27 protein-coding genes, 1 tRNA gene, 1 rRNA gene and 1 other RNA gene are annotated in these 25,223 nt (G+C 25.0%); 12 read left to right on the plus strand and 18 right to left on the minus strand.

Features of this window, described 5'->3' with window-relative positions:
• Positions 1-34: 34 nt before the first annotated feature.
• The 6 genes from T380_RS0102275 to T380_RS0102305 form a co-directional block, all read right to left on the minus strand.
• Positions 35-790, minus strand: a complete 756-nt coding sequence (locus tag T380_RS0102275; RefSeq protein WP_027334295.1) for an MAG0110 family membrane protein — start codon at positions 788-790, stop codon at positions 35-37.
• A 25-nt stretch (positions 791-815) separates the two neighbouring features.
• Positions 816-1,652, minus strand: a complete 837-nt coding sequence (gene whiA, locus T380_RS0102280) for a DNA-binding protein WhiA (protein WP_156930198.1) — start codon at positions 1,650-1,652, stop codon at positions 816-818.
• A 36-nt stretch (positions 1,653-1,688) separates the two neighbouring features.
• Positions 1,689-1,794: ribosomal RNA gene (gene rrf / locus T380_RS0102285) — 5S ribosomal RNA — on the minus strand.
• Between the two features lie 185 nt (positions 1,795-1,979).
• Positions 1,980-2,903: an energy-coupling factor transporter transmembrane component T family protein gene (locus tag T380_RS0102295; protein WP_027334297.1), complete on the minus strand. Its 924-nt coding sequence runs from the start codon at positions 2,901-2,903 to the stop codon at positions 1,980-1,982.
• Positions 2,893-3,858 carry an ATP-binding cassette domain-containing protein gene (locus tag T380_RS0102300; RefSeq protein ID WP_027334298.1) on the minus strand — a complete coding sequence of 322 codons (966 nt, stop codon included), beginning with the start codon at positions 3,856-3,858 and terminating at the stop codon, positions 2,893-2,895. The genes T380_RS0102295 and T380_RS0102300 overlap by 11 nt, the downstream gene beginning before the upstream one ends.
• A complete protein-coding gene (locus T380_RS0102305) occupies positions 3,849-4,646 on the minus strand; it encodes an energy-coupling factor transporter ATPase (RefSeq protein ID WP_027334299.1) in 798 nt (265 codons plus the stop codon). Before T380_RS0102305 ends, T380_RS0102300 begins: the two co-directional genes overlap by 10 nt.
• A gap of 64 nt (positions 4,647-4,710) precedes the next feature.
• On the opposite strand from T380_RS0102305, the gene T380_RS0102310 reads away from it, so the two are divergent.
• Entirely contained in the window at positions 4,711-4,995 is a 285-nt protein-coding gene (locus tag T380_RS0102310; protein ID WP_027334300.1) for a putative quinol monooxygenase, read from the plus strand.
• Positions 4,996-5,013: 18 nt separating this feature from the next.
• On the opposite strand, the gene T380_RS0102315 is transcribed toward T380_RS0102310, so the two are convergent.
• Positions 5,014-5,739: a type III pantothenate kinase gene (locus T380_RS0102315; RefSeq protein ID WP_169734560.1), complete on the minus strand. Its 726-nt coding sequence runs from the start codon at positions 5,737-5,739 to the stop codon at positions 5,014-5,016.
• Between the two features lie 68 nt (positions 5,740-5,807).
• On the opposite strand from T380_RS0102315, the gene T380_RS0102320 reads away from it, so the two are divergent.
• The gene (locus T380_RS0102320) at positions 5,808-6,329 is read left to right on the plus strand and encodes an adenine phosphoribosyltransferase (RefSeq protein ID WP_036436921.1); all 522 of its coding nucleotides are present in this window, start codon (positions 5,808-5,810) and stop codon (positions 6,327-6,329) included.
• A 29-nt stretch (positions 6,330-6,358) separates the two neighbouring features.
• Here the strand turns inward: T380_RS0102320 and T380_RS0102325 are convergent, their stop codons facing one another.
• The 5 genes from T380_RS0102325 to T380_RS0102345 are packed head-to-tail and all read right to left on the minus strand — an operon-like array spanning position 6,359 to position 11,260.
• On the minus strand, positions 6,359-7,411 hold the full coding sequence (locus tag T380_RS0102325; RefSeq protein WP_027334303.1) for a YihY/virulence factor BrkB family protein: 1,053 nt from the start codon (positions 7,409-7,411) through the stop codon (positions 6,359-6,361).
• Entirely contained in the window at positions 7,404-8,810 is a 1,407-nt protein-coding gene (gatB, locus tag T380_RS0102330; protein ID WP_036436924.1) for an Asp-tRNA(Asn)/Glu-tRNA(Gln) amidotransferase subunit GatB, read from the minus strand. The genes T380_RS0102325 and gatB overlap by 8 nt, the downstream gene beginning before the upstream one ends.
• Entirely contained in the window at positions 8,810-10,120 is a 1,311-nt protein-coding gene (locus tag T380_RS0102335; protein ID WP_027334305.1) for an amidase family protein, read from the minus strand. The genes gatB and T380_RS0102335 overlap by 1 nt, the downstream gene beginning before the upstream one ends.
• Complete coding sequence (locus T380_RS0102340; RefSeq protein ID WP_027334306.1) at positions 10,120-10,416, minus strand: Asp-tRNA(Asn)/Glu-tRNA(Gln) amidotransferase subunit GatC; 297 nt, start codon at positions 10,414-10,416, stop codon at positions 10,120-10,122. Before T380_RS0102340 ends, T380_RS0102335 begins: the two co-directional genes overlap by 1 nt.
• On the minus strand, positions 10,409-11,260 hold the full coding sequence (locus tag T380_RS0102345; protein ID WP_027334307.1) for an RluA family pseudouridine synthase: 852 nt from the start codon (positions 11,258-11,260) through the stop codon (positions 10,409-10,411). The genes T380_RS0102340 and T380_RS0102345 overlap by 8 nt, the downstream gene beginning before the upstream one ends.
• Positions 11,261-11,313: 53 nt before the next feature.
• On the opposite strand from T380_RS0102345, the gene T380_RS0102350 reads away from it, so the two are divergent.
• The 3 genes from T380_RS0102350 (at position 11,314) to T380_RS0102360 (ending at position 15,088) form a co-directional block, all read left to right on the plus strand.
• A tRNA-Lys gene (locus T380_RS0102350) sits at positions 11,314-11,389 on the plus strand.
• Positions 11,390-11,417: 28 nt separating this feature from the next.
• Positions 11,418-13,211, plus strand: coding sequence for an ABC transporter ATP-binding protein (locus tag T380_RS0102355; RefSeq protein ID WP_027334308.1), 1,794 nt, complete (start codon positions 11,418-11,420; stop codon positions 13,209-13,211).
• Complete coding sequence (locus T380_RS0102360) at positions 13,211-15,088, plus strand: ABC transporter ATP-binding protein (RefSeq protein ID WP_027334309.1); 1,878 nt, start codon at positions 13,211-13,213, stop codon at positions 15,086-15,088. The genes T380_RS0102355 and T380_RS0102360 overlap by 1 nt, the downstream gene beginning before the upstream one ends.
• Positions 15,089-15,113: 25 nt before the next feature.
• Here T380_RS0102360 and rnpB read toward each other — a convergent pair.
• An RNA gene (gene rnpB, locus T380_RS04305) (RNase P RNA component class B) lies at positions 15,114-15,379 on the minus strand.
• A 77-nt stretch (positions 15,380-15,456) separates the two neighbouring features.
• Between rnpB and T380_RS0102365 the strand changes: the two genes are divergently transcribed.
• Positions 15,457-15,957: an MAG0490 family ComEA-like DNA-binding protein gene (locus tag T380_RS0102365; RefSeq protein WP_027334310.1), complete on the plus strand. Its 501-nt coding sequence runs from the start codon at positions 15,457-15,459 to the stop codon at positions 15,955-15,957.
• A complete protein-coding gene (locus T380_RS0102370) occupies positions 15,876-17,225 on the plus strand; it encodes an MAG0480 family ComEC-like protein (protein ID WP_027334311.1) in 1,350 nt (449 codons plus the stop codon). The genes T380_RS0102365 and T380_RS0102370 overlap by 82 nt, the downstream gene beginning before the upstream one ends.
• Here the strand turns inward: T380_RS0102370 and ffh are convergent.
• The 4 genes from ffh to T380_RS0102390 are packed head-to-tail and all read right to left on the minus strand — an operon-like array spanning position 17,222 to position 20,704.
• On the minus strand, positions 17,222-18,577 hold the full coding sequence (gene ffh, locus T380_RS0102375) for a signal recognition particle protein (RefSeq protein WP_027334312.1): 1,356 nt from the start codon (positions 18,575-18,577) through the stop codon (positions 17,222-17,224). The two genes, T380_RS0102370 and ffh, sit on opposite strands and share 4 nt — an antisense overlap.
• 9 nt (positions 18,578-18,586) lie before the next feature.
• Positions 18,587-19,303 carry a ribonuclease HIII gene (locus T380_RS0102380; RefSeq protein ID WP_027334313.1) on the minus strand — a complete coding sequence of 239 codons (717 nt, stop codon included), beginning with the start codon at positions 19,301-19,303 and terminating at the stop codon, positions 18,587-18,589.
• Between the two features lie 7 nt (positions 19,304-19,310).
• Complete coding sequence (locus T380_RS0102385; protein WP_027334314.1) at positions 19,311-20,222, minus strand: Cof-type HAD-IIB family hydrolase; 912 nt, start codon at positions 20,220-20,222, stop codon at positions 19,311-19,313.
• 8 nt (positions 20,223-20,230) lie between these two features.
• The gene (locus tag T380_RS0102390; protein WP_027334315.1) at positions 20,231-20,704 is read right to left on the minus strand and encodes a metallophosphoesterase family protein; all 474 of its coding nucleotides are present in this window, start codon (positions 20,702-20,704) and stop codon (positions 20,231-20,233) included.
• A gap of 274 nt (positions 20,705-20,978) precedes the next feature.
• On the opposite strand from T380_RS0102390, the gene T380_RS0102395 reads away from it, so the two are divergent.
• From T380_RS0102395 to ylqF, 5 genes are all read left to right on the plus strand, one after another.
• Complete coding sequence (locus tag T380_RS0102395) at positions 20,979-21,902, plus strand: glycosyltransferase family 2 protein (RefSeq protein WP_027334316.1); 924 nt, start codon at positions 20,979-20,981, stop codon at positions 21,900-21,902.
• A 111-nt stretch (positions 21,903-22,013) separates the two neighbouring features.
• Positions 22,014-22,541 carry a tRNA (cytidine(34)-2'-O)-methyltransferase gene (locus T380_RS0102400; RefSeq protein WP_027334317.1) on the plus strand — a complete coding sequence of 176 codons (528 nt, stop codon included), beginning with the start codon at positions 22,014-22,016 and terminating at the stop codon, positions 22,539-22,541.
• Complete coding sequence (locus tag T380_RS0102405; protein ID WP_027334318.1) at positions 22,534-23,241, plus strand: TrmH family RNA methyltransferase; 708 nt, start codon at positions 22,534-22,536, stop codon at positions 23,239-23,241. Before T380_RS0102400 ends, T380_RS0102405 begins: the two co-directional genes overlap by 8 nt.
• Positions 23,225-23,461 carry a hypothetical protein gene (locus T380_RS0102410; protein ID WP_027334319.1) on the plus strand — a complete coding sequence of 79 codons (237 nt, stop codon included), beginning with the start codon at positions 23,225-23,227 and terminating at the stop codon, positions 23,459-23,461. The genes T380_RS0102405 and T380_RS0102410 overlap by 17 nt, the downstream gene beginning before the upstream one ends.
• Positions 23,436-24,251: a ribosome biogenesis GTPase YlqF gene (gene ylqF, locus T380_RS03960; RefSeq protein WP_084259840.1), complete on the plus strand. Its 816-nt coding sequence runs from the start codon at positions 23,436-23,438 to the stop codon at positions 24,249-24,251. The genes T380_RS0102410 and ylqF overlap by 26 nt, the downstream gene beginning before the upstream one ends.
• 688 nt (positions 24,252-24,939) lie before the next feature.
• Here ylqF and T380_RS04385 read toward each other — a convergent pair.
• On the minus strand, positions 24,940-25,223 hold a 284-nt coding region (locus tag T380_RS04385), incomplete at its 5' end, for a hypothetical protein (protein ID WP_027334320.1).

Raw genomic sequence — 25,223 nt, forward strand, 5'->3', positions numbered from 1 at the left:
ATTACAAATAATAAAAAATGGCCTTTTAGCCATTTTAATCTTTGTACAATTTCATCAACATAAATGCAAATCTTATTAATTCAAGAATTGAAATTAATAGCGATGTTCCAATAATCAATGTTGTTTTTAAATATTCCTTGTATGGCATTGCATTAACCGCAAATACATTTTCATCCATTTTTTTTATTTTTCAAATTTGAAAACCAATCATTAATGAGTAGGCGATAAAACCTAATGATGTATAAAGAGTAAATAATAAATGACTAGTTACAAAGAATGAGACTATACCAAATATTATTATAGAAATAAATAATCCTAGAATTAATGGTCATATTTTGCCAAAATTAATAATGTTAAAATGTCCTAAAATAGCCATTAATAACGTAACTCCAGCAGGTATTGCTAATAATAACGTAAATTCTGCTGTAGTAAAATCTTGTAGAGCAAATAATAATAAATAACTTATTGATATACCTTCTAAAACCGTGAAAGTTATATAGTAAATTAAAACTAATCATCAAGGCATGATATAAATAGTAAAATTTCCTATTAAAATGAATACCACAGCAATCAAAGCAACTATTGCTACAGTTTGGATGTTATTTTGTACTAATTTGCCGAACATTTGAGTTTTTGCTTCTAAATAAGTAAAAAGAACCGTAAATAATAAACCTAGCCCAACTCAAATTAATGAGCCATTTAAAATGCTTCTTTCTTTTAATTTCGAATTACTTGTTGTTAAAAACTCATCATATTCATTAGTATTTTGAGTTTTGATATTTTTAAACATGTTCCTCCTTTAAAAACTATGATTATTATACATTTTTAAATTTTAAATAAAAATATTTAAGTTTTTTATTTCAATGGTTTAATCCGCTTTTTGTTATTTTTATATTATTTTTTTGTAGCTCTGAAACAAGAATATTTAATGATGCCCCAGGATGTTTAAGCCTTAATTTAAAATAACTTATTTGTTCATCAGAAAAATTTTTTAATAACTTATTATCTTTGATAAATTTATACATTTGAACAAACATTTCGTTAGCCTTTAGAGTTTTATTTATGTTAACAATATCAATATTTCCTTGACGATTTAAATTATTTTGAAAATCTCTTTCTATTTTTTTATTTTCTAGTTCCAAATATGAAATAGGTGTTTCTATAGCTCTTAAAAAATCGCAAATCGAATCTATTTTTTTTATGTATAAAATATAGTTATTTTTTTGCTTAAGTAATTTAAAGTCAAAATTTTCATAAGCATTAATTATTTCCATAATCTTATTGCCCATATCCTCATTTACAACACCAATTTGTAAATGATAATAGGTTGAATTAATTTTATTTATTGATCCACTACCCAAAAACATGCCCGCAAAAAAACTTGTTTTATCAACAAAATTTAGTTTTATATCATACTCAGAAAGAGGGATAATTATTTGTTTTTTTGTTAGGATATGTTGAAATTTAATGTTTAAAATCTTTAAATTTTCAATAAAAAAATTTGTTATTTTTTTATTATTAAAAACAACATAATGAAAATTTACATCATGTCTAGATGATGAAACCATAATACCATTAATAAGAGATTCAATTTTAGGTAAAGTGAAATCTTTATTCATGATCTCTTCTTTAATTCTGTGAGCAAATGTCATAATTGAATTATATTTTATTAGCAAAAAAGGAATAAAAAAAAGCAGCTTCCTATTTTCCCGTTTCCGGTATCTTCGGCGTAAAAGAGCTTAACTACTGAGTTCGGAATGGTATCAGGTGGACCTCTTTGCTATAGCCACTAGTAATAGTATACACTATTTAAAATTATTTTTTTATTTTTTTATTTTTTTATTTTTCTTCTAAACGTTGTCTATGTAATGCTTCTTTTCTTAATTTATTTTTTCTTTTTAAAGCAATGACCTTGTTTTTTAATCTAACTTCTTTTCTCATAATTTTTTTATTATATATTATTTATAATATTTTCCTTTCTAAAATCCCGCAAAACCTCATAATCATCAATTAGGATATGGGATAACATTTATTTTTGTATAAGAACAAATTACTAACACACTAAAAGCTACAAGTAAAAATAAAACAATATAATCTTGTCAAAGAAAACTCATTTTTCTATATCTTCCTCTTTTTTCATAAGGATTGTATCCACGTGTCTCCATAGCATTTGCCAAATCCTCAGCTTTTGTAAAACTAGTAACAAATAAAGGTATTATAAGTGTTATCAATGATTTTGCTTTTTCGGTAAACTTACCATGTTTAAAATCAACTCCTCTTGATGCTTGCGCTTTCATTATTCTTAAAGTTTCATCGAGCAATGTTGGTATAAAACGAAGAGCAATAGATATTATCATTGAAATTATTTGCGTTGGTATAAATAAAATTCTAAGTGGTAGCATTATTTTTTCAAGAGCTACAGTTATCATTATTGGTTTTGTTGTATTAGTTAATATTGTTGTAGCTAAAATCATAATATAAATTCTTATAACAATAGAAGCTGTTTTTAAAATTGCAAATAAAGAAATAGTAAATGTTCCTTTGTATCAAATATGATTTTTTATATTTTCTACCGAATATAGACCAGCACTATTTTCGCTATAATATTTAAAAATTGCTTCATTATCATTTTTATCTTTGTAATTCATTAGGTAAAAATTTATAATTAGAATAATTATTCCAATTAAAATTGGCGTAATTCACATTTTTAATAATGGTATTACTTTTTTTGTTGAATTTATATTCATAATAATTAATGGAATTAATAGAATTGCATATATGAAAAAATTTTGTGTTAAAAAAGCTAAAACAATATAAACAATATTTAAAATTATTTTTAGAATTGGGTTCATGTTATGAACAAGTGAATTTCCGGGAACATAACGACCAAAACTATTTTTCATCTTTTTCCTTTCCTTCCATATATTTGTTTAAAAAATCAATAAGTTGCTTTTCATTAATTATTCTTGGAACTTTTATTCCATGTTCTTCTAATTTGCTTACAAATTCAAGTATACGAGGTGGTTGCATGTTGTTTTCATATAAAAAATTAGTATTTTTTAATAATTCATATGTATCTCCATCATAGACTATTTTCCCTTTATTAAACATTACTGTACGTTTTGTGTGTTCTAAAATATTATCTAAATCATGAGTTATTATAATTATTGTTTTGCCTAATTCATTTAGTTTATCAAAAATATTTAAAACATCAATTACTCCGGCAGGATCTAAACCAGCTGTTGGCTCATCAAAAATCATAACATCTGGCTCAATAGCCAAAATACCGGCAAGTGCTACACGTCTTTTTTGACCGCCACTTAGTCCAAAAGGACTTCTTTCCCAAAATACTTTTGGCATACCCACTATTTCTAAATACTTTCTTGCCTTTTTTAATGATTCCTCTTTATTTGCTCCGTATGCTTTTGCGCCAAACGCAACATCTTTTATGACTGTTTCTTCGAAAAGCTGATATTCAGCAAATTGAAAAACAACACCCACTCTTTTACGAATGTCTTTTACCTTTTTATTTTTTTTTCTTTTTTTAGCGTCAAAAATAAGATGTTCTATATATGAATATTCCTCATGACGATTTTTTCAATCTTTTACACAGTATTTTAAGGCTTGTTTTTTAGATAATTTGCCTTTTGTATTAAAAATTCAATCAATTTGTCCTTTATCTGGTAGAGAAAGAGCATTTAAATGTTCTATAAATGTAGTTTTTCCACTCCCGGTAGGGCCGATAATTCCTATATATTCACCTTGTTCAACATTAAATGAAGCATTATCAACAGCAACATGCTCAAGCAATGACTTTTTATTAAAAATTTTTGTTAATTCTTTTACTTTTATTTGCATAATGCCTCGATCAAATTTTCTTCATCATATGTTGAATCAACATTTTTTATTTGTGATGATAATCTATAAATAAATGGTGAATCTATTTTTGCCTCTTCAACAATTTTTTTATCCTTTAAAATATCAACAGGACTTCCACTTGCTATTAATTTACCGTGAGAAAAAACTAAACAATAATCAGCATTTATAGCCTCTTCCATATCATGAGTAATTGAAATTAATGTTTTATTTTCATTTTTTTGAATTTCTTTAATTAAATTTAAAACCTCTTTTTTACCTTTCGGATCCAACATTGAGGTGACTTCATCAAAAATAATTATTTTTGGATTAAGAGCTAAAACTGATGCGATTGCCACTCTTTGTTTTTGCCCGCCAGAAAGATTTTGTGGCTCATATTGTAAATATGGTTCCATATCAACTTTTTTTACAAGTTTTAAAATTATTTCTTTCATTTCTTCTCTAGATATGCATCTATTTTCAAGACCAAAAGCTATATCATCCTCAACGCTTGCTCCAATAAATTGGTTATCAGGGTTTTGAAAAACAATTCCTATTTTCTTTCTTATTTCAGGTAATGTTTTTTTAGAAATAGTAATTCCATCCAATTCAATTGTTCCAGATTCAGGCTTAAATAAGCCTACCAAACATCTTGAAAGTGTACTTTTACCACTTCCATTATGTCCCATTATTGCTACATATTTTCCTTCAGGAATATGAAAGGTTACATCATCTAATGCATATTCATTATTTTGTGAATATCTAAATTTTAAATTTTTTACAGTAATCATAATAAAATATTATATATACAAATAAAATATATATTTACAAAGATGTAAAGAAAGGATATACATTATGAAATTTATATATGCTAAAGGTAACATTAAAAAGGGCCGTGTTGATGATTTCTTAAAAATTGCTGATCGACTTGTTATTAGTTCAAGAAAAGAAAGCGGCAACCATAGTTATAATTTAATTAAAATTGATGAATTAACTTATGCATTTGTAGAAATTTGAAAATCACAAGATGCAATAAATTCACATGTTAAGGAAAAAACATTTATTGATGGAATTGAAGCACTTAAAGATGTCCTTGTTACAGGCGAATTAGATATTAATATTTCAGACATAATAAAATAAAACCGAATGGTTTTATTTTTATTTCATCTTTTCCAAACCTTTAACCAAAATATATTTGTCTATTTCTATCCAATCTATTTGTTCTAATAATCAACAATCTCCTCCTGTTGCAATTATTTTATAATTGTTTTTAAATTTTTCTATAATCCCAATTATTCCATATTTAAATAAATCTAATATGCCAAAAATAACCGATTTTTCATTATTTAATTGATAACCGTTTTTATATATATTCTGAATAATTTCAACATTATTTACTGATTTTTTCAATAATTTGTTTGACAATTTAATAGTCTTAAATAACCCGGGAATAATTAAAATTTTTTCTATTTTAAAACGATTATTTTTATATTCTTTCACAAATGTAATTGTCACAAACGTGCCTAAACTAACAATGATTGTAGGTTTAAAATTTAATTCATTAATAGACTTAATTGATGCCAAAATGTCATTACCAACCTTATCATTTGTATTAATAATATCTAAAATTTCTTCTTGTTTTGGTTGTATAACACTAAATTTTTCTTTCAACAATGATGTTAAATTTTGATGCTTAAAATTTACATTAATTAAATAAATATTGTAATTGCATAATGAATTTATGTGTTTTAAAACAATGCTAAAAAGTAAACCACTAGTATCATCCCTTTTTACTAAATATCGTTCTAAAATAATAATTTTTCCATTTTCTTTTTTATAAATTTTTAAATATGTGTTACCCAAATCAATATATAAATTCTTCATCATATAACTTTCTTTTTTTATAAATTATATAAATATAAAAAACATTTTTTTATTATAATTTTTTAGTTATGAAAGACACTGATTTAAAGAAATTTATTAGAGATGTTAAAGATTTTCCAAAACCTGGAATTTTGTTTAAAGATATTTCTCCATTGCTTGCAAACTCTAGCGCACTAAGATATACAATAAATAGAATGTCTGATTTTGCAAATGATACAGACGTTATTGTGGGGCCTGATGCGAGAGGATTTTTATTTGGAACACCCGTTGCTTACAATTTGGGGAAACCATTTATAATGGTTAGAAAACCAAATAAATTGCCGGGAGAAGTTGTTTCCATTGATTATAATCTTGAGTATGGTGTTAATAAGTTAGAATTACAAAAAAACTTTATAAAACCAGGACAAACAATTTCTATTGTGGATGATGTTCTAGCCACCGGAGGAACCACAAAAGCTATTATTAAATTATTAAGAAGTCAAGGGGCTATTGTTAAAAAAATAATTTTATTAATGGAATTAAAGGATTTAAAAGGTAGAGAACTTTTAGAATCTGAGGGAATTGAAGTTATAACATTAATAAAATATTAAAAACACAAACATTAATTATGTTTGTGTTTTTATTTTTTTCTACGAAAAATATTTGCTCAATTAAACTTATTTTGTGTTCTAATTGTGAAATATGTTTTTAAATAAGCTGCATTCGCTATTATTCCTAAATACATAAAATATGTAATGACATATATAAATACACTTAAATAAAGAAGTGTGCCTATAATGCCATATTTTCCATAATCAAAAATTGATGAAATAAATCCAAAAATTATTGAAAATAAAATCATTGGAGTTGCCGCAATTATTACGCCCGGAACGATTTGTTTTCATTTCAATTTAAAAGTTGGAGACATTTTAAAAAGTAATGATATACCAATAATTAATGTTACTATTATTCAAACACTAAGCAATATATAAGACCACAAAAGTTTGAATGTATTTAAATTTCTATCTAATGATAATATTTTTAACGTTACTAAATAAGTAAGAGATGATAAATATAGGAAAATTGTTATGCTACACACAATTAAAATTCCTTTAATTCTATTAGCAAAAACATTACCCATTGTTTTGTGTTTATAAATATAATTTTGTGTGAATATTAAACTTGAGAAACCACTTGAACCAAGAAATAAAGAAGATGCAAATACTACACTAAAAGCACTTATATTAGATATTTTATTGTCGATAAAACTAGTTCCATCTATTGTTTTTTCAATACCTGGTATTATTCTACTTAATATATTTTCTTTAAAACTATCCGCAAATTCATTATTTGTTAAATATAAAAGTCCAAAAACCATAGAAATAATTGGAACAAAGGCAACTAATAAATGAAATGATGTAGAACTTGGAATAAATTTGAATTCTTTTGATGAAATTTGATTGTAAGTTGTATTTACTAACTCTTTATTTTTATTTTTGTTTAGTCTTCTTTTTTTAGGTATAGAAATTAAAAATATTATATTTATAAAAAATTTAATTGTTGTTTCCAAAATTGTTTTTCTTTTTAATTTAGGGAAAGAGATCTTATCCGAAAAACTACAAGATAAAATACCTTGTTGCTCTTCTTTTAATCTTGATTTTTCATATTTTTTAAAATAATTCCAATTAATCATCTTCTAATCTCTCTAATATTATTTTATTAGAAACAATTGGATTTGCTTTACCATTCGTATTTTTCATTAGTAAACCATTAATTTGACGAAGAACTCTTTCCGGATTTTGTTTGTACTGTTCCTTTAATTCATTCGTTATCAAACTATTGATTATTTTAGTTAATTCACTTTTATCCGAAATTTGCATTAAATCATTTTTTTTGATAATATCAATTATTTTACTTGAATTATTTGGAAGTAAGGGAACTAATACCTTTAATTGTTTTCCTGAAATTATTCCTTCATCAAGTAACTCAAGGCATTCTTTAATTTGATTATTCGTTATATCAATCTCTGTAATATGTTTATTTTTTGTATTCGCAAATGCTACAAATTCATTAAAAAATATTTTTGATTTTTTTTCAAGATTTGAATAATTTATATTATCAAAAAAATTTGCTAATGAGTAGTCATTAAGTAGTCTATTTGAATATATTTCATTTACATTGTTGTCTTTATATCTTTTTTCTTTTTCTCAAGGAAGTTCCGACAATATAACTGAATCAATAAAATCTTTTTCTAATTTTATTGTTGGTATATTTGGTTCTCTAAAATATTTATAATCTATAACACCGGTTTTCTTGCGCATAACAATATTTTTTTGTGTTGCTTCATCAAATCTTTTTGTTTCTTGCTCAATTTTAATATTTGCTAAAAGTTTTCTTGTTTGAATTTCAATTTCATTTTCTATAGCTTTTTTAATGTTAGAAATTGAGTTGATATTTTTAATTTCTACTTTTGTCCCAAATAAATTCGAGCCGAAAGGGCGCAGAGATAAATTGATATCTGCACGTAATGAACCTTGTTCCATTTTTGCGTTAGAAATGTTTTGAGAAAGTGCTATTTGACGAATTGTTTCAACATATTTTGCGGCAACATCAGCATTATGAATAACTGGTCTTGTAACTATTTCTATAAGAGGTATACCCGCCCTATTATAATCTATAAATGTATCTTCCAATTCATGATGTTGTCTTGCCGTGTCTTCTTCCAAATGTATTCTCTCTATTTGTATAATATGTTCTTGATTATTAACATTTAATTTTAATATTCCATTTTTGCCTATTGGGTGAAATTGTTGAGTTATTTGAAAACCTTTGGGGAGATCTGGATAAAAGTAATTCTTCCTATCAAAACGCAATAAATTATCTATCTCCATGTTTAATGCTTTTGCTAATTTAATACCTGAAATTACAGCTTCTTTATTAAGTAGTGGCAATGTACCTGGATAAGCAATATCAACAGGACTTACTTTAGTGTTTGGTTCTGCGCTAAAATCTATTTTTGAATGAGAGAACATCTTTGTATTCGTGTTAAGTTCTAAATGTATTTCAATACCTATTATTGTTTCAAATTTCATTATTTACTTCCTTCAAAATTTATAATTTTTTCAATATATAGCGCATAACTTAATAATTTTTCATCATTGTATAATTTGCTATCTATAGCTAAATTAAATGGTAAATTATTATGCTTATCCAATGGAATAGTTATTGAAGGATTACCTATTAAATTTGCTCCCGTTAAAATTCAATCTATATAAACAGGTTTTTTATTTTCTGTGAATTTAGGCGCAATACCATTTGATGCGGGATAAATTACAATATCATAAGAATTTAAAAATTGGTTCATATAATTTTTATAAATTCTTCTAACTTTTGCCGCCCTCAAAAATAGCTCATGTTGATTTTCTTCTTTTAAAAATAACGAGCCTAAAGTTAATCTTCTTTGAACCATTTTCCCAAACCCGCATTTACGTGTTTGTTTATATGTGTCTTGTCATTCATTTTTTTCTACACGGTTACCAAACGCAACTCCATTTAAATTTGCTAAATTACTACTTGCTTCTGAATAAGAAATAATATCATAAACAGCTTTTATTGAATTTGCTAAATTTGTATCAAATTCAATAAATTTCAGGATAATTCCTTCATTTATTAATTTTTCTGTTAAATCATTTAATGATTTTTTTACATAATCATTAAGTATATTTTTAAAATCTAAAATAGCTATTGTTTTAGGTTTTGAAAGTTTAACATTTTCTATATTTACCTTTTTTGTTGTCATATCATTGTTCGTAACTTTAAAAAGGACTCTTGATATTGTTGCAATATCACTTACATTATGAGCAAAATAAGATACTGTATCTAAGCTAGATGCATAAGGAAACATGCCATATCTAGATATGGCTCCATATGATGGTTTATAACCAACTTTTCCAACAAATGAAGCAGGCAATCTAACACTATCACCAGTATCGCTGGCTAATGCAAATCCAATATTTTTAGTTAATGTAGCAGCACTACCACTTGATGAACCACCAACATACCTTTCTTCGTCAAGAGGGTTTTTAACCACCCCAAATGCACTATATGTACCCGTCCCACCTAATGCTAATTCGTCATTATGAACTTTTGCAACCGGAATTGCCCCCTCATTTATTAATAGTTTTACACAATCAGCAGTATATCCTGGTTCAAAATTTTCTAATATTTTACTTGAAGCTTGGGTTTTACAAAAATCGGTAGCAAAAATATCTTTTATCGTAAAACATACATCAGATAAAATGCCTTCATTTTTATTTTTGTAATCTAGAACTTTCATCACCGCATTATTCTTATCATTTTGTAATTCAATGATAGCTTTTTTTACATCGCCTTTTACAATCATTATTTCACAACCTTTTTAATAATTACATAATCATCATTTTTTCTTGCGGCATTTTTTAGAATTTGGGATTTTTTCAAATAATTAAAAGCTTCTATATCTTCTCTTAATCAAGATGTTGGGTTTTCATCAACTTGAAACATCGGTTCCACATTATCAACATTTATTGATTTTATTAAGTCAAAATTTCTTTTAATTGAAGAAAATTCTTGAATAATACTTTCAATAACATCATCATCTGCATCAATTAATAAATCATTTGCAATTTGTTTTAGTGTTTTTTTATCTATTTTAGTCATTTTTACCTCATCACTCTGGATATGAAAATATTTTTTTTGTATTTAAATATTTTAATTTTAAACTTTCTTTTAAATTAAATTTTATGTTATAACAATGTAAATAAAGACGTTCTCTCATTTTACCCCCATATTTTCTATCGCCTAATATTGGATCTTTTAAATGTTGTAAAAGAACACGAATTTGATGCTTTCTACCTGTTATTATTTGCGCAAAATTAAATTTTCCTTCAGTTCATAAAATTGTTTGCGACATTTTTGCGATTGGCGAATTTGAAACAATCATTTTTTTATCTTTCTCACTTTTTAATATTGGGATTGAATACATTTGTTTCGAATAAATTTTATTAGATACAAATGTGTAAATTTTGTCAATATTTTTTGATTCTTTATTCAAACTCACTAATGTTTCATAATTTTTTGCATATATAATTAATCCGGATGTTTCTTTATCAAGTCTTCCTACATGACTAGGAACAAATGAGTCTTCTTGAATATAATGCAAATAAGATTTAACAGCATCATCCAAGCTATTTTTTTCACCATGAACAACCATATTTTTTTCTTTGTTTATTATTAACACATTATCATCTTCGTAAACAACATTGATTTTAATTTTGAAGTTTTTATATTTTTCAAAATTTATATCCTCATTTGTATAAATTTCTACTACATCATTTGTATTAATTTTTGTTCTTGGATCTTTTATTCTTGTTGAATTTATTTTTATATCTTTATTTCTCAATAATTTATAAATGTAATTTTCGGGTAAATTATTAAAATACTTACTAATAAATTTAAAAATCGATCTACCATTATCATTCTCTGATGCTATAATACGTTTCATGTAAAAATTATATTAAATATTAATAATCTAATAATATATAATATTAATATTATGCACCCTTAGCTCAGCCGGTAGAGCAGTGGACTCTTAATCCATGGGTCACAGGTTCGAACCCTGTAGGGTGTACCATATCATTAATTTGACCAAAGGAGAATAAATGTTTGCGTTACTAAGAATGACAAGCAGAAAATATAGAATATATATGGTTTTCTCAATGTTATTCACTATCGTAAATGTTTTCATGACCTTGTTGTTTTCGAGACTTAATGCTTCATTTATACCTCTATTACTAAAACGAGATGAAATTACAAAAATTGATATTGATTTTGTAAGTTTTGATGTGAAAAATACATCTGAAGCTATTTGAATACTGGCGGGATTAATTTTACTAAACACATTTTTCTCTTTTTTATCAGCTATTTTATCAATCATTTTTTCCGCTAAAGCCTTCGCAAATGTGACAAGAGAAATAAGAACTATCATTTTTGAAAAAATTCAAAAAATGCCAATACAAGATATAGATAATATTACTGTTGGCGCCTTAATGACAAGGTTAACAAGTGATGCAATGATGGCTGGAATGGTTGTGCAAACAATTTCTAGAACGCTTGTCACTGCACCAATTATGCTTGTTGGGGCAGTCATATTAGCTATTATAGTTAATCCTGGTATGTCGTTTTTTTTAGCAATATTGATACCAACCATATTTTTTGTTGTGTTAATTATTGGTTTTAAAACAAATCCCTTAATTAAAAATAGACAAAAAACTGTCGATTTAATAAATAATGAAGCAAGAGAAAACATACTTGGAATAAGAGTTATAAAATCCTATAATTTAGAAAACGAAAAACGCAATAACTTCAATGAAAGCATTGAAAAATGAACAAAATTGAACATAAAATTGAATAGAATTTTTTGATTAATGAATCCTATTGTTTTCACAATAATAAATATTTTAATTTCAGGAATATTAATGTGAGGCGGTTATTTAATTTTAGACACAAACAAAAATATGGATATAAAGTATTTAGAATCTGTAACCGCTTTCATTGATTTCATGATTTTAATTTCTTTTGCAATTTTGCAACTCACACAAATTTTAGTAATAACGATGAGGGGTAGAATTTCTGCAAAAAGAATAAAAACAGTTTTAAATTCTAAAAACTCTTTTGATGATGTTATAAGCGATAAATATATTAATAGTCCTAGTATTGAATTTAAAAATGTTACTTTCAAATATAAAGACATCTATAATAAATCAACATCATCATCTAAAAATACTATAGAAAATATTAGTTTTAAAATCAAACCATATGAGTCTTTAGGAATCATTGGTAATTCAGGAAGTGGAAAAACAACTATTGCAAATCTTATTGTAAGAAATTTCTTGCCAGATAACGGAGAAATTATTATTGATGATAAGAACATAAATGAAATTAACACAGAAAACTTAAACTCTAATATTTCTATAACATTTCAAGAATCAATTTTAAATAGTGGAACAATTAAAGAGAATTTATTATTCGCCAATAAAAATGCAACAAATATAGAAATTGAAAGAGCCGCTTCCGCTTCATTGGCTAAACACTTTATAGATAAATTTCCAGATAAGTATGAACATAAAATTGTTCAACGGGGGAAAAATCTTTCTGGTGGACAAAAACAAAGGTTATCAATTGCTAGGTCATTATTGAAAAGGTCAAAGATTCTTATTTTGGATGATTCGACTTCAGCATTAGATGCCTTAACTGAAAAAGCTGTTAAAAACAACATAAAAAATAATTTTAAATTAACAACAATTATTATTTCGCAAAAAATATCCGCAGTTAGAGATTGTGACAATATAATTTTGTTGGATAAAGGGAGAATAATAGCAAACGGTAGTCATGAAAATCTACTGGCTAATTCTTTTGAATATAAAAAAATAGTTCAAGAACAAGGTGGTGAATAATGCATTTAAATAAAAATGATTTACATAAACCACAAAAGTTAAGGGATACAACATTTAAAATAATTAAAGGTATTTCATCAAACAAAAAAACCTTTTTTTTAGTAATTTTTCTTGCTTTATGTAGAGCTATTTGTTATACAACATCTGTATGATTTACTGGTCAAATTATTAATTCCTTTTTAACACCAGACCTTAATGCCGGAAGTTCTGATAATGAAAGATTTGAAAATTTAATAAATAATCCTTCTAACTTTTATATCAGTATTACTCTTTTAATTGGTGTCACAATAGGTTATTTACTTTCAAGTTTATTACAATTATTTTTCACAACAAAATTATCAAATGGATTAATATTAAATATTAGAAAAAAAGTTTTTTCAAACATACAAAAAATGCACATTGACTACTTCGATACTAATAAAAGCGGTGAATTAATTTCTAGGCTAAGTAATGATGTTGAAGTATTTGAAATGGGATTAACTAACATAATGATCGAATTCTTTACTTCATTTTTTAATTTAATTTTTTCGCTTTTATTTATGTTATTAATATCCCCAACCCTAACATTTATAGTAATCATAATTTTTTATGTTTTATTAGCAATTACAATTTTACTTTTAAAAAAAATGAGAAAAGCATATAGGGCAAGACAAAAATATTTTGGGGAATTAAGTGCCTATATAGAAGAGATGATATCGAATAAAAAAATTGTAACAAGCTTTAATCAATATGATAAAGTTATTCACGATTTTAATAAAATAAATTCTAAATTAGCAAAACAAAACTTACTTGGATATACATATAATTCGCTCTTACAACCAAATTACAGTTTTGCAGTAAATATTGCTTTAGCAATTGGACTTTGCTTAATCATGGTATTTTACCGTTTTAATATTCCTACTTTTGGAATAAGTACTTGAAGTGTTGGTGTAACAGTAGCATTTATTAATTTATTATGAAATTTTTGTGGAACAACTTTTGATATGTTGATGCAGGTGGGAAACTATATTATGGGTGTTTCAGCCGCTGAACGGGTTTATGAACTTTATGATTTAAAGACCCCGTATTATCCAAAAGATTTTGAAAAATTACCAAGTAACTTACATGCAAATATTGAATTTAAAAATGTATATTTTAGATATGATAAAAAATCATCCAATTTTCAAGCAAAAAATATAAGTTTCGAGGTTAAACCCGGCCAAACAGTAGCTCTTGTTGGTCCTACTGGCGCAGGAAAAACAACAATAATAAATTTACTTACAAAATTTTATGATGTTGAAAGAAATAAAATAATTATTAATGGCAAGGAAATTATTCCTGGTGATATATATATTAATAAGATACCATATAGCAAAATTAATTCTAAAGATTTAAGAAATCATATGTCAATAGTGCTACAAGATACTTTTATTTTTAAAGATACCATTAAGAATAATATATTGGTTTCTAATAATAAGGCAACAATAGATGACATAATAAAGGCTACAAAGGTTGCTGAAATTCATGATAAGATCGAAAACTTTGATAATAAATATGAAACAATAATTAGTAATGATAGCAGTTTTTTTTCAAAAGGTGAAAAACAGCTTCTAGATATAAGTAGAGTCATTTTATCCAATAATGAAATAGTAGTATTTGATGAAGCCACATCAAATTTAGACACATCAACCGAGAAAAAAGTCTATAAAGCAATGGATGATTTCAAAAAAGGTAAAACATCTTTTGTTATAGCTCATAGATTATCAACCATTATTAACGCTGACTTAATTTTAGTTGTAAATGATGGTCAAATTATTGAATCAGGAAAACATAATGAGCTTTTAGAGTGTAATGGTTTCTATGCTGACATGTATAAAACTCAAATGAATAAAAAATAAAAAAAACGCATAAGCGTTTTTTTGCGTCTATAAGCCGTGTTCTGTTCCTATTAAGGTGCTAATAATTTATCTGAAGTTTCCTTCCTAATTCTTGCTTCGTTTAACTTGAATTAGTTCCCCTACCAAAATTTGGGTTTCTAGCTTGTGGAGTTTACCGCGTTTCATTTTTCTCGTCTCTGTGGCACTAGTCGTCTAAGCTTAACTTTATTAGAGTTAACACAATCACTACCATCATCACAGATGGTGCTAGCACGGACTTTCCTCTACAAAATGTAGCTATTAGCCAACGCCTAACTATTATAAAACATTTATTTTTAATAAAATAGTTTTTTATTTAAGAAAATTACATTTTTTTGACATATATAGGTATGAAAAAGATATTTTACGTATTCGCAATCTTACTATTTTTTTGTTCTATTGGAACCATCGGTTATTTTACAATAGGTAGACATGAAAATATAAAAAGTGTAAAAAAAGAAAATAATAATATAGAAATTATTGTTAAGGGCGCTGTTGAAAGACCTAATTTATATATCGTGAAAAGAAACACATCATTAAGAGAGGTTTTATTTATGGCAAAAATAAGACCGGATGCAGACTTATCTCAAATAAATATGAATGCTATTCTAATAAATGATGAAACCATAGATATTCCTTATATAAATAGTAAAATAACAAGAATTCATATTAAGGATTATGTCGATTCAACACAATTAACTACTTATAAAATACCTAAAAACATAGCCGAAAAAATTCTTGAACTTAAAACCAAAAACAATAAAATAACATGAAATGATATTGACAACTTAAATGGTGTTGGCAAGATTTATTTAGAAAAATTAAAATCTATTCTGATTTTAGATTTTTAATTCTTGCCTCCTTTACAATTCCTTTATCTTTAATCGGGATTTTTAAAATACAAGGAGACATAAAATGGTTTTGAGTTTTTGCCTTAATTATTTCATTATTACTTAGTTTTTTAAACAAATATTCATTAATTACAAGTTTAATTTTTCTTCTTTGTTTTGGTTTGATTATTTATTTTGATTCATTTTACTCAATAAAAACAACTAATAATATAATTGGTAAAATTATAAAAATAAATAATAATGCATTTGAAATATCTACAGATAATGGCTCTGCTTTTATAATCGGTAAAACAAATTTTGATATAGGATCAATAGTAAGTATAGAAGGACAAAAAACAACACTTAATGATTTATCTTTTATAAATTATTTAAAATCTAGAAATATTACATTTAATTTAAAATTAAAAACAGAAACTTTAATTAGCAAATCTTATTCTATAAAAACTTATATTGAAAACTTTGTAAATTCTCAAAATAATCTATATAAAGACTTTACAAATATTTTTATATTAGGCAAAATAAATAATCTAGAATTGAAAGAAAAATTCATGAACTTAAATATTATTCATTTATTTGTTATTTCAGGTTTTCATATTTATTATATTAATAAGGTACTAAACAAAATTTTTAGATTTAAAAGCGGAGATTTTATTTCTCTAATAATTATTTTTATTTATCTCTCACTAATTGATTTTCAAATACCTTCAACTAAAACTTTTTTTATTTTATTAATTAGCAAAATAAATAAAAAATTTTGAAATAAAAATTTGTCTAACATGCATATATTTTTTATAGTTTTAAATTTTTATTTACTAAATAATGTGAATAATATCTATTCGTTAAGTTTTGTTTTAACTTTTGTTTTTTCGTTTTTCATAAATTTAATTAATTCAGTGAAAATTAAACATAAATATTTAAAAAACATATTTTTTTGATTCTTTATAAATATTATTTCAATAACCCTAAATTTATATCTTAATGGCTCAATATCTTTATTTATGCCTTTGTATGGAATTATATATACAATTATAATTTCTATTATTTACCCAATTATTTTTCTTACATGATGATTAATTCCTTTTTCAAATTTAATTTATTGAATTTTTGAAAACACAATTTATTTTTTTAATTCTTTTAATTTAGTAATAAAAATTAACCAATTCTCAATATGGTTAATTTATGAGTTGTATTTATTATATTTTATAATCTTGTTTATATTAATTTGCAAAACAAATAGACCAAAATATTATGCTCATTTTTATGTCTAGAAAATACCGTTTCCCGAACCAACAATTTGAGAAGGATCAAAATTTCCACTTTTAATTGATTTAGAAATATATTTAATTTTACTTGACATTTGTTCATATTCATTAAGTAATAAATTAAATTCTTGACGAGTTCTACCGCTACCTTTAATTATTCTATTTTTTCTATTGGCATCTTTTAATAGTTTTGGATTTTTGCGCTCACTTTTTGTCATACTATTAATAAGAATCTCAAATACACGTGATTTTTTTTCGGCGGCAGAAATTTTATCTTCAGATATTTTATTTGCACCGGGGATTAATTGAAGAATTTTTGATAATTTTCCCATTTTCTTCATTTGTTGTAAATTATCCATTAAATCATTTAATGTAAATTGACCTGAAACAAATCTGTTTAACATTTTGTTAGCTTTTTTGTCATCAATTACATCTTGAGCTTTTTCGATCAAACTAAGCACGTCGCCCATGCCAAGTATTCTTTCGGCCATACGTTCAGGATAAAAAAGATCTAGGTTAGATATATTTTCGCCAGTACCTATAAATTTAATAGGTAATTTTAAAAGTTCTCTTATACTTAGTGCAGCACCACCACGAGCATCACCATCAAGTTTCGTAATTATTGACGATGTTAGATTTAATTTATCATGAAATATTTTAGCTACATTAACAATATCTTGACCAGACATTGCGTCAGCAACAAATATAATTTCGTCTGGTTTTACTGCTTTTTTTATATTTAAGAGTTCATCCATTAATTTTTCATCAATAGATAAACGACCAGCCGTGTCTATTATAATTAGATCATTGTCGTTTTCTTTAGCTTTTTTAACCCCATTTTTTACAATATTAACAACATCCGTATTAGTGCCTTCTTCATAATAATCAATAGAAACATTTTTAGCTAACGATACAAGTTGTTCGATAGCTGCTGGTCGATAAATATCTGCGGCTATTAAAATTGGTTTTGATGATAATTTCTTTTTTCTATGATAAAAAGCTATTTTTGCTGAAGTTGTTGTTTTACCACTACCTTGCAAACCGGTCATCATAATAATGTATGGTTTATGGTCGATATTTATTTTTTGCGGAGTTTTACCAAGAACATCAACTAATTCATCTTTTACAATTTTGATAAATTGTTGCGAAGCATTTAGTGATGAGTTGATGTTTGCATTAATTGCTTTTTCACGTACATTTTTTACAAATTTCTTTACAATAGAAAGATTAACATCAGCTTCTAAAAGAGATAATTTTATCTCTCTAGATACTTCTATAATATCTTCTTCTTTTATTAGCGTTTTTTTAGCAATTTTGTTAATTGATTTAGTAATTCTATTAGCTAAAAAGTTGAACATTTTTATTCCTTATTCTTCAATTTCCATGTTAAAAGATAATTTACATAAGCTAAATTGGTCTTTTTTATTTTCTTCTTTTGCAAAAAAATCTTTAGCAAATCTTTTCACATCATTAGATGCACCTAATGGAAATTTTGTATTATATTTTTCATTTAACAACGCCATAGATTCAAGGAATGCATTACGAGCTAAAACAGATGCAACCGCAACCGCTAATGATTTATCTTCCGCTTTGTGCGCAAGAAGTAAAGGTGATTTAAAAGGTTTCAAGTTTGCAAAATTATTTTTTTCCAAATGTTTTTCAAAATATTCTTTAGTTTTGTCTAAATTTGTAAATTGATCCATAAAATAAAAATCAGGTTTACCCATACGGTATCTCCCCATCATTTGGAAAACGGTATTCACTGTTTTTATATGCGCGAATGTTTTCATTTCATGTGCATTATTATATTTCGACATATTGTTATAACCTTTTGGGCTTAACACATATATGAATGAACGTACTAAATTTTTTAATTCAGGAGCTATTTCTTGAATTTTTGCATCAGACAATTTTTTAGAATCTTTAACCCCTAACTCTTTAACTTTATCAATATTTTCTAAAGGTATATATGCAGAACAACTTACAAGGGGACCAAAATAATCTCCAACTCCCACTTCATCAATTCCTATTACCTTTTTATCCGATAAATCAATATTTGCATCATCAAATAAAATAAATTCCATTTCCATATTATTCTCCTAACTCTTTCTCTAATCTTTTTCTTTTTATTTCTTGTGCTTTTTCTTTTTCTTGTTGAGGGTTATCTAAAAACTTATTTATGTAATATCCTACACCACTTTCTTTATTTGTTTTAGATAATTTAACAACTGAGCGAGACCTTACTACTCGTGGTGCATTTTTCATTGCCACCGATATACCACTAACTTCAAACATTGATACATCATTGAAACCATCTCCAATACAAATTGAATTTTCTATTTTAATATCATAATACCTTAGCAATAATGATATAACACGCCCTTTATTAACCGATACATTTGTAATATCAAATACAGGTGTTAACCCTTCGCCTTTAGATCAATATGAGAATTCTGCCAAATCTCCATATTTTATTTTAAGATACATTCTTAATTTTTCAACATCTGTTGTTTCTTTTACATCAAATACAATACCAGTAGGTTTTAAAGGAAGTTTTTCAAAATTTAAACCTTCAACAAATTTCACAGCATCTTTAAACCCAAATACACGCTCAAGATCTGAATCTCTTTTTTGTAACTGTACCCATCCTGGACCTTCAATAGCAATATTAGATACTTCTTCTTTAACTACAGGGTCGCCTAATATATATAACATCTCATTTAAATCTAAATATTCTATATAAGGAATAAACATGTCATCACTAGGGTTGTGAATATGTGCTCCATTATAATTGGCTACAACTGTATTCAAATTAAGCTCGTTATAGATTGGTTTAGTACTTCTTCAAGGGCGGCCTGTTATAAGACAAACGATATGCCCCTCTCGTGAAGCTCTTAAAATAGCTTCTTTATTTGTTTGACTAATTGAATTTTCTGAGCTATTTTCAAGTAGTGTGCCATCTATATCTATGCAAAATAAATATCTTTCTTTATTTTTCTCCATAAAACTCCTTATAAAGTATGTTGTGTAACTCCTATAATCTTTTTATCTTCTAACGTTATTATAGAATAACTAGGCTTAGAATTAAAGCGAGGATAAGAACATGAACCAGGATTTAAAATTAATTTATTATTTCTTATTTCACTTAATGGAAAGTGAGTGTGCCCAGTTAATAAAACATCATAATTCATACTCTCTAAATGGCGAAACATAAATTCTTTATCCATTAAATTACTATACGAACCTATTTTGTGCCCGTGTTCAACATGAATATTTAGACCCTCTATTTCTAGATCATAATAAGTTTTATGGTTATTAAAATCGTTATTACCGTCTACAAAAAAGTCAAAATATTTTTGCATAAAAGATAAATCCAATTCATAATCACCAGCACAAATTGCTATATCGTATTTCGCATCATTCACAATTTTTTCAACTATTTTGTGATTACCATGTATATCACTTACTACTAATATCTTAGTCATTTCTTAATTATTATATATAAAATTAATATATATTTATATATTAATATAAGTAATTTAATAAAAACACAAAATCAATATTTTCATTATTTTTTATTGATTTTGTGTTGAATATTTTAAAATTATTTCATTTTTAAAACAAAATGAAAATACATTTTTTAATTTAAATGTTTATCAACTTTTATTCTTCTTTTAAATCTATATATGCTAAAGTTCTTTAAAAACAATATAATTTTAAAATAAGATTAATCTGTGTTAAGAAAGAAAGGAATATAAAATGGATGAAAAAATTTGCACAATTATTATTCCTGCCTATAATATGGAAAATTATTTAATTAGGACTATCGAATCAATTACAAAAAATAAAAATTGACAAAAATACTTAGAAGTAAAAATTATAGATGATGGATCAACGGATTCAACTTTTCAGATTTCAAAAAAATTTAGCGACAAATACGATAATATAGAAACAATTCGTAAAGAAAATGGGAATTGAGGTTCAGTTATAAACTATGCCAAAAACAATAAAATCGTTAATACCAAATACACTTTGATTTTAGATGCAGATGATAAGATTTCATCAAATTTTTTAAAATATTTACTAAAATGAGACAAAAAAATTAATTTTGATCTAGCTATTTTCAAAACTAAGATCATATATTTTAGGAAATTGTCCATTATTCTAAATCCTAAAATATTTATAAATGGCAAAAACTATTCTTTCTTTCCTAGCATTATTCCTTGTTCAACTATTTTTAAAACATCTTTATTTTACAAAATTGATGACTTAATTGAAAATGTGTCATATCAAGACTACATTTTGTATTACAAGATGCTTAAAAAAACAAATAAAAATTTTATTATTCCAAAAGTAGGAGCTATATATTGATTTTCCAGACCTAATAATACAATGTCTAGCGGTTGAAATGATAGAAGAATTACGGGAGAAAAAATATTATTTTCAGAACTAGAAAAATTAAATTTAGAACATTTATTTATGTTGAGAATTATTCTTCCAAAATATATAAAAGGATTAAGTGAATCTAATTTAATAATTAAGATTACTCGCGAAGATTACAATAAAGTCTTAAAAAATGCATCTTGATTTTTTAGAAAAATTTTTGATTACAAACTAAGAAAAGCAATAAAGAGAAATTGTGTTCAATGAAGTAATACAAAAACATTGTTTTGTTCAAAATAAATTAATATTTTTTATTTTTTAAAAATAATAGCAACTTGTTCCTTATAAAAAAAATTAAGGCTCCGATACTTAATATTAATTTTATATAAATTAGAATATATAATATGTTCTATGCTAAATATAGTATTGTATGAACCAGAGATATGCCCTAATACAGGCAATATAATAAGAACATGTTTTGCGCTAAAGGCTAAATTACACATAATAAAACCTTTAGGTTTTGACTTGCTTCCCAAATATTTAAAAAGACCTGCTGCCGGTCACTTACTTTCTGATATAGAACACGAAATTCACGAAAACTATAATGAATTTGATAAAAAGTATAAAGATAAAAATATTTTTTATATTACAAGATATGGATTAAAAACCTACTCTGATATTGATTTTTTAAAAGAGTCTAAAAAAAGTAATGATATATTTGTAATGTTCGGAAGAGAATCTACGGGTATTGATAAACAAATTTTAAAGAAAAATATAAATAAATGCTTAAGAATACCAATGTATGAAAAAAATAGAAGCATCAATTTAGCAAATTCTGTTTGTGTAATCGGTTACGAAATTATGAGACAGTTAGATTTTCCAGACCTCTCTAAATTTGAAGTACAAAAATCAAAGGACTATTTATTAAAAAATGACTAAAAATGAAATAAAATATCTTAAAAAACTAAATATTAAAAAATATCGTTATCAAGAAGAAAAATTTATTATAGAAGGATATGATTCAATAAATGAGGCGAAAGCAAACAATATAGAACTAAAAATATATTCATCAAATCCTAAAAATAATCCTGACTTCTTGGTTAGTAATGATGAAATAAAACAAATTTTGTTATCTAAAACTCCACAAGATATTTTTGCGGTATGTAATTTTCTAAAAAATAAACCAATCAATGGAAAAATAGTGGCTCTGGACAATATACAGGATCCCGGTAATTTGGGAACTATTATAAGAAATTGTGTAGCATTTGGGATAGAAAATTTAATTATCAAAGGTGTTGATTTATATAATGATAAAACATTAAGAGCGAGCAAAGGAAGCGTTTTTAAATTAAATATTATCCAAACTAATAATTTAAAAAATGACTTAATTAAACTCAAATCGTCTCATAAAATAATAGGGACAATATTAAATGAAAATGCAAAAAACATAACACAATTATCCGATGAGAACTATTGCATTGTTTTTGGAAATGAATCAAACGGTATTTCGCAAAGTATAATTGAAGTATTAGATGAAATGTATTATATCCCTATTAAATTTGAAAGTTTAAATGTGGCCACATCTAATGCGGTTGTCTTATATGAACTAGAAAGAAGAAAATATGAAAAGAGAAATTAGAAGAGATATAGTTGGATATTATATACCTGACGTTGATCAAATAATGGAAAAATACGATGAGAAAATAAATTTACTCGAAAAAGAAAATGAAGATTTAAGAGCTAAAAACATAATTTTAGAAGATACTATTCAAACAAAAAATAACACAATCTCAAAATTAAAAAATGAATTACTAAAAATGGAGATTAAATTTAATGAAACAAGATCAGATGAATATTAATTGATTTCCGGGACATATGGCAAAATCAAAAAAGGAAATAGAAAAAATAATTTCTATTTCAGATTTAGTTATTATTGTTTTAGATTCGAGATACCCTTTAAAAACTTATAATAACGATATAAATAAATTAATCAAAAATAAGAATGTGTTAATTGTCTTATCCAAATCAGATTTGAGAGACACAACAAAAGATAATGAATGTAAAAAGCTTTTAAAATTTGAAAATTTTATATTTTTGAATTCTAAATCTACAATTGATAGGTTTAAATTAATCAATAAAATTAACACACTAAGCAAAAAAATTAAAGAATTATTTTATTCTAAAGGTATTCATAATAAGAAAATTAAAATTTTTGTTATGGGTATGCCAAATGTTGGTAAATCATCACTTATTAATTTATTACTAAAACAAAATAAACTTAAATTTGAAAATCGACCAGGCGTCACAAAGCAATTAACATGATCAAATATTGATGACTTTTATCTATTAGATACTCCTGGAATAATGCCCACAAAAATTGAAGATCAAACAACAGGATTCTTGCTTATTTTTTTACAGATAATAAAAGAATCAATAATAAATCAAAAGACATTCTTTGTAAATTGCATCTTAGAAATTAATAAACATTATCCTTCTTACTTATATGAGTTAGGTTTCGAAAATTGTGATAATGAAACAAATATAGACTTAGAACTTGTAAAATATTGCCAGAAAAACAATTTATCTGAATCTCAAGCAATAATTAAAATTATTTCTTTTTTGAGAAAAAAGAAATATACATTTTTATAGATTTAAAACTTTAATAATTACATTTTATGAATAAATAAAAGCTTGATTGTTAAAGAAAATTTGGAAACAAATAATTATTTTAATACAATAAATATCTACAAATTAAATTGAAATTTATTGAAAAATGTATTTTTTTATATTGAAAATATTTATTATCAAATATTTTAATGATATCTAGCTAATCAATTAGGTTACAAAAATCTTATATATCCTTAAATGTTTTTATGGATGATAATTAGAAAACTTAGACATATCACTAAAACGTTCATATTTTTAGAAAATAATTAATATATAGTCATAATATATTATTTACGGTTCTACTTATTGAAAACTTATTATAACTACAAATTTTATTAAATTTGTATCAAAATACCACTTTAAAATACTAAGAATACCTAAAATAATGAGATAATTATGTAAAAATATTATCTTTAAACTTATATATCTTTTATTATGATTTTAAAAAAGTAAAAATAAAAAATACAAAATTCACCTTATAATGAAATAACGTTTTAACACGATAAACTTAAACAATAAAATAACAAATTGTTAGTATAACTTTTTAATATCTCAACTTCTTATACTTAATCTCTCGTTTTTTTATATAAAAATTTGAATAAACTATTTTCTTATTAAAATATCGAATTTTAACTAAAAATTAAAGATATAAACATAAACATATACTATATTATTTCCTATTTTTTTCATTATATTTTTTAATTTCTTCAATATGAAATGATTTAAGCATTTTTACATCTGATTTTAATTCGGCAACATCTGATTTTAATTGTTTTACATCAGATTTTAAGATTTTTATATCATTTTCTATTCCGTCAAATCTAGGATTAATTTCATCAAGAATCTCAATTTTTAGTTTTTTATTAGATTCATCTAACATTGTTTTGAATTTATCTTCTTGTTTTTTATTTGATTCATCAAGCATATTCTTAAACACCGGCGTTATTGCTTGAA

The organism is Mycoplasma elephantis ATCC 51980 (assembly GCF_000687815.1).
GTDB classification, from domain to species: Bacteria; Bacillota_I; Bacilli_A; order Mycoplasmatales; family Metamycoplasmataceae; genus Mycoplasma_H; species Mycoplasma_H elephantis.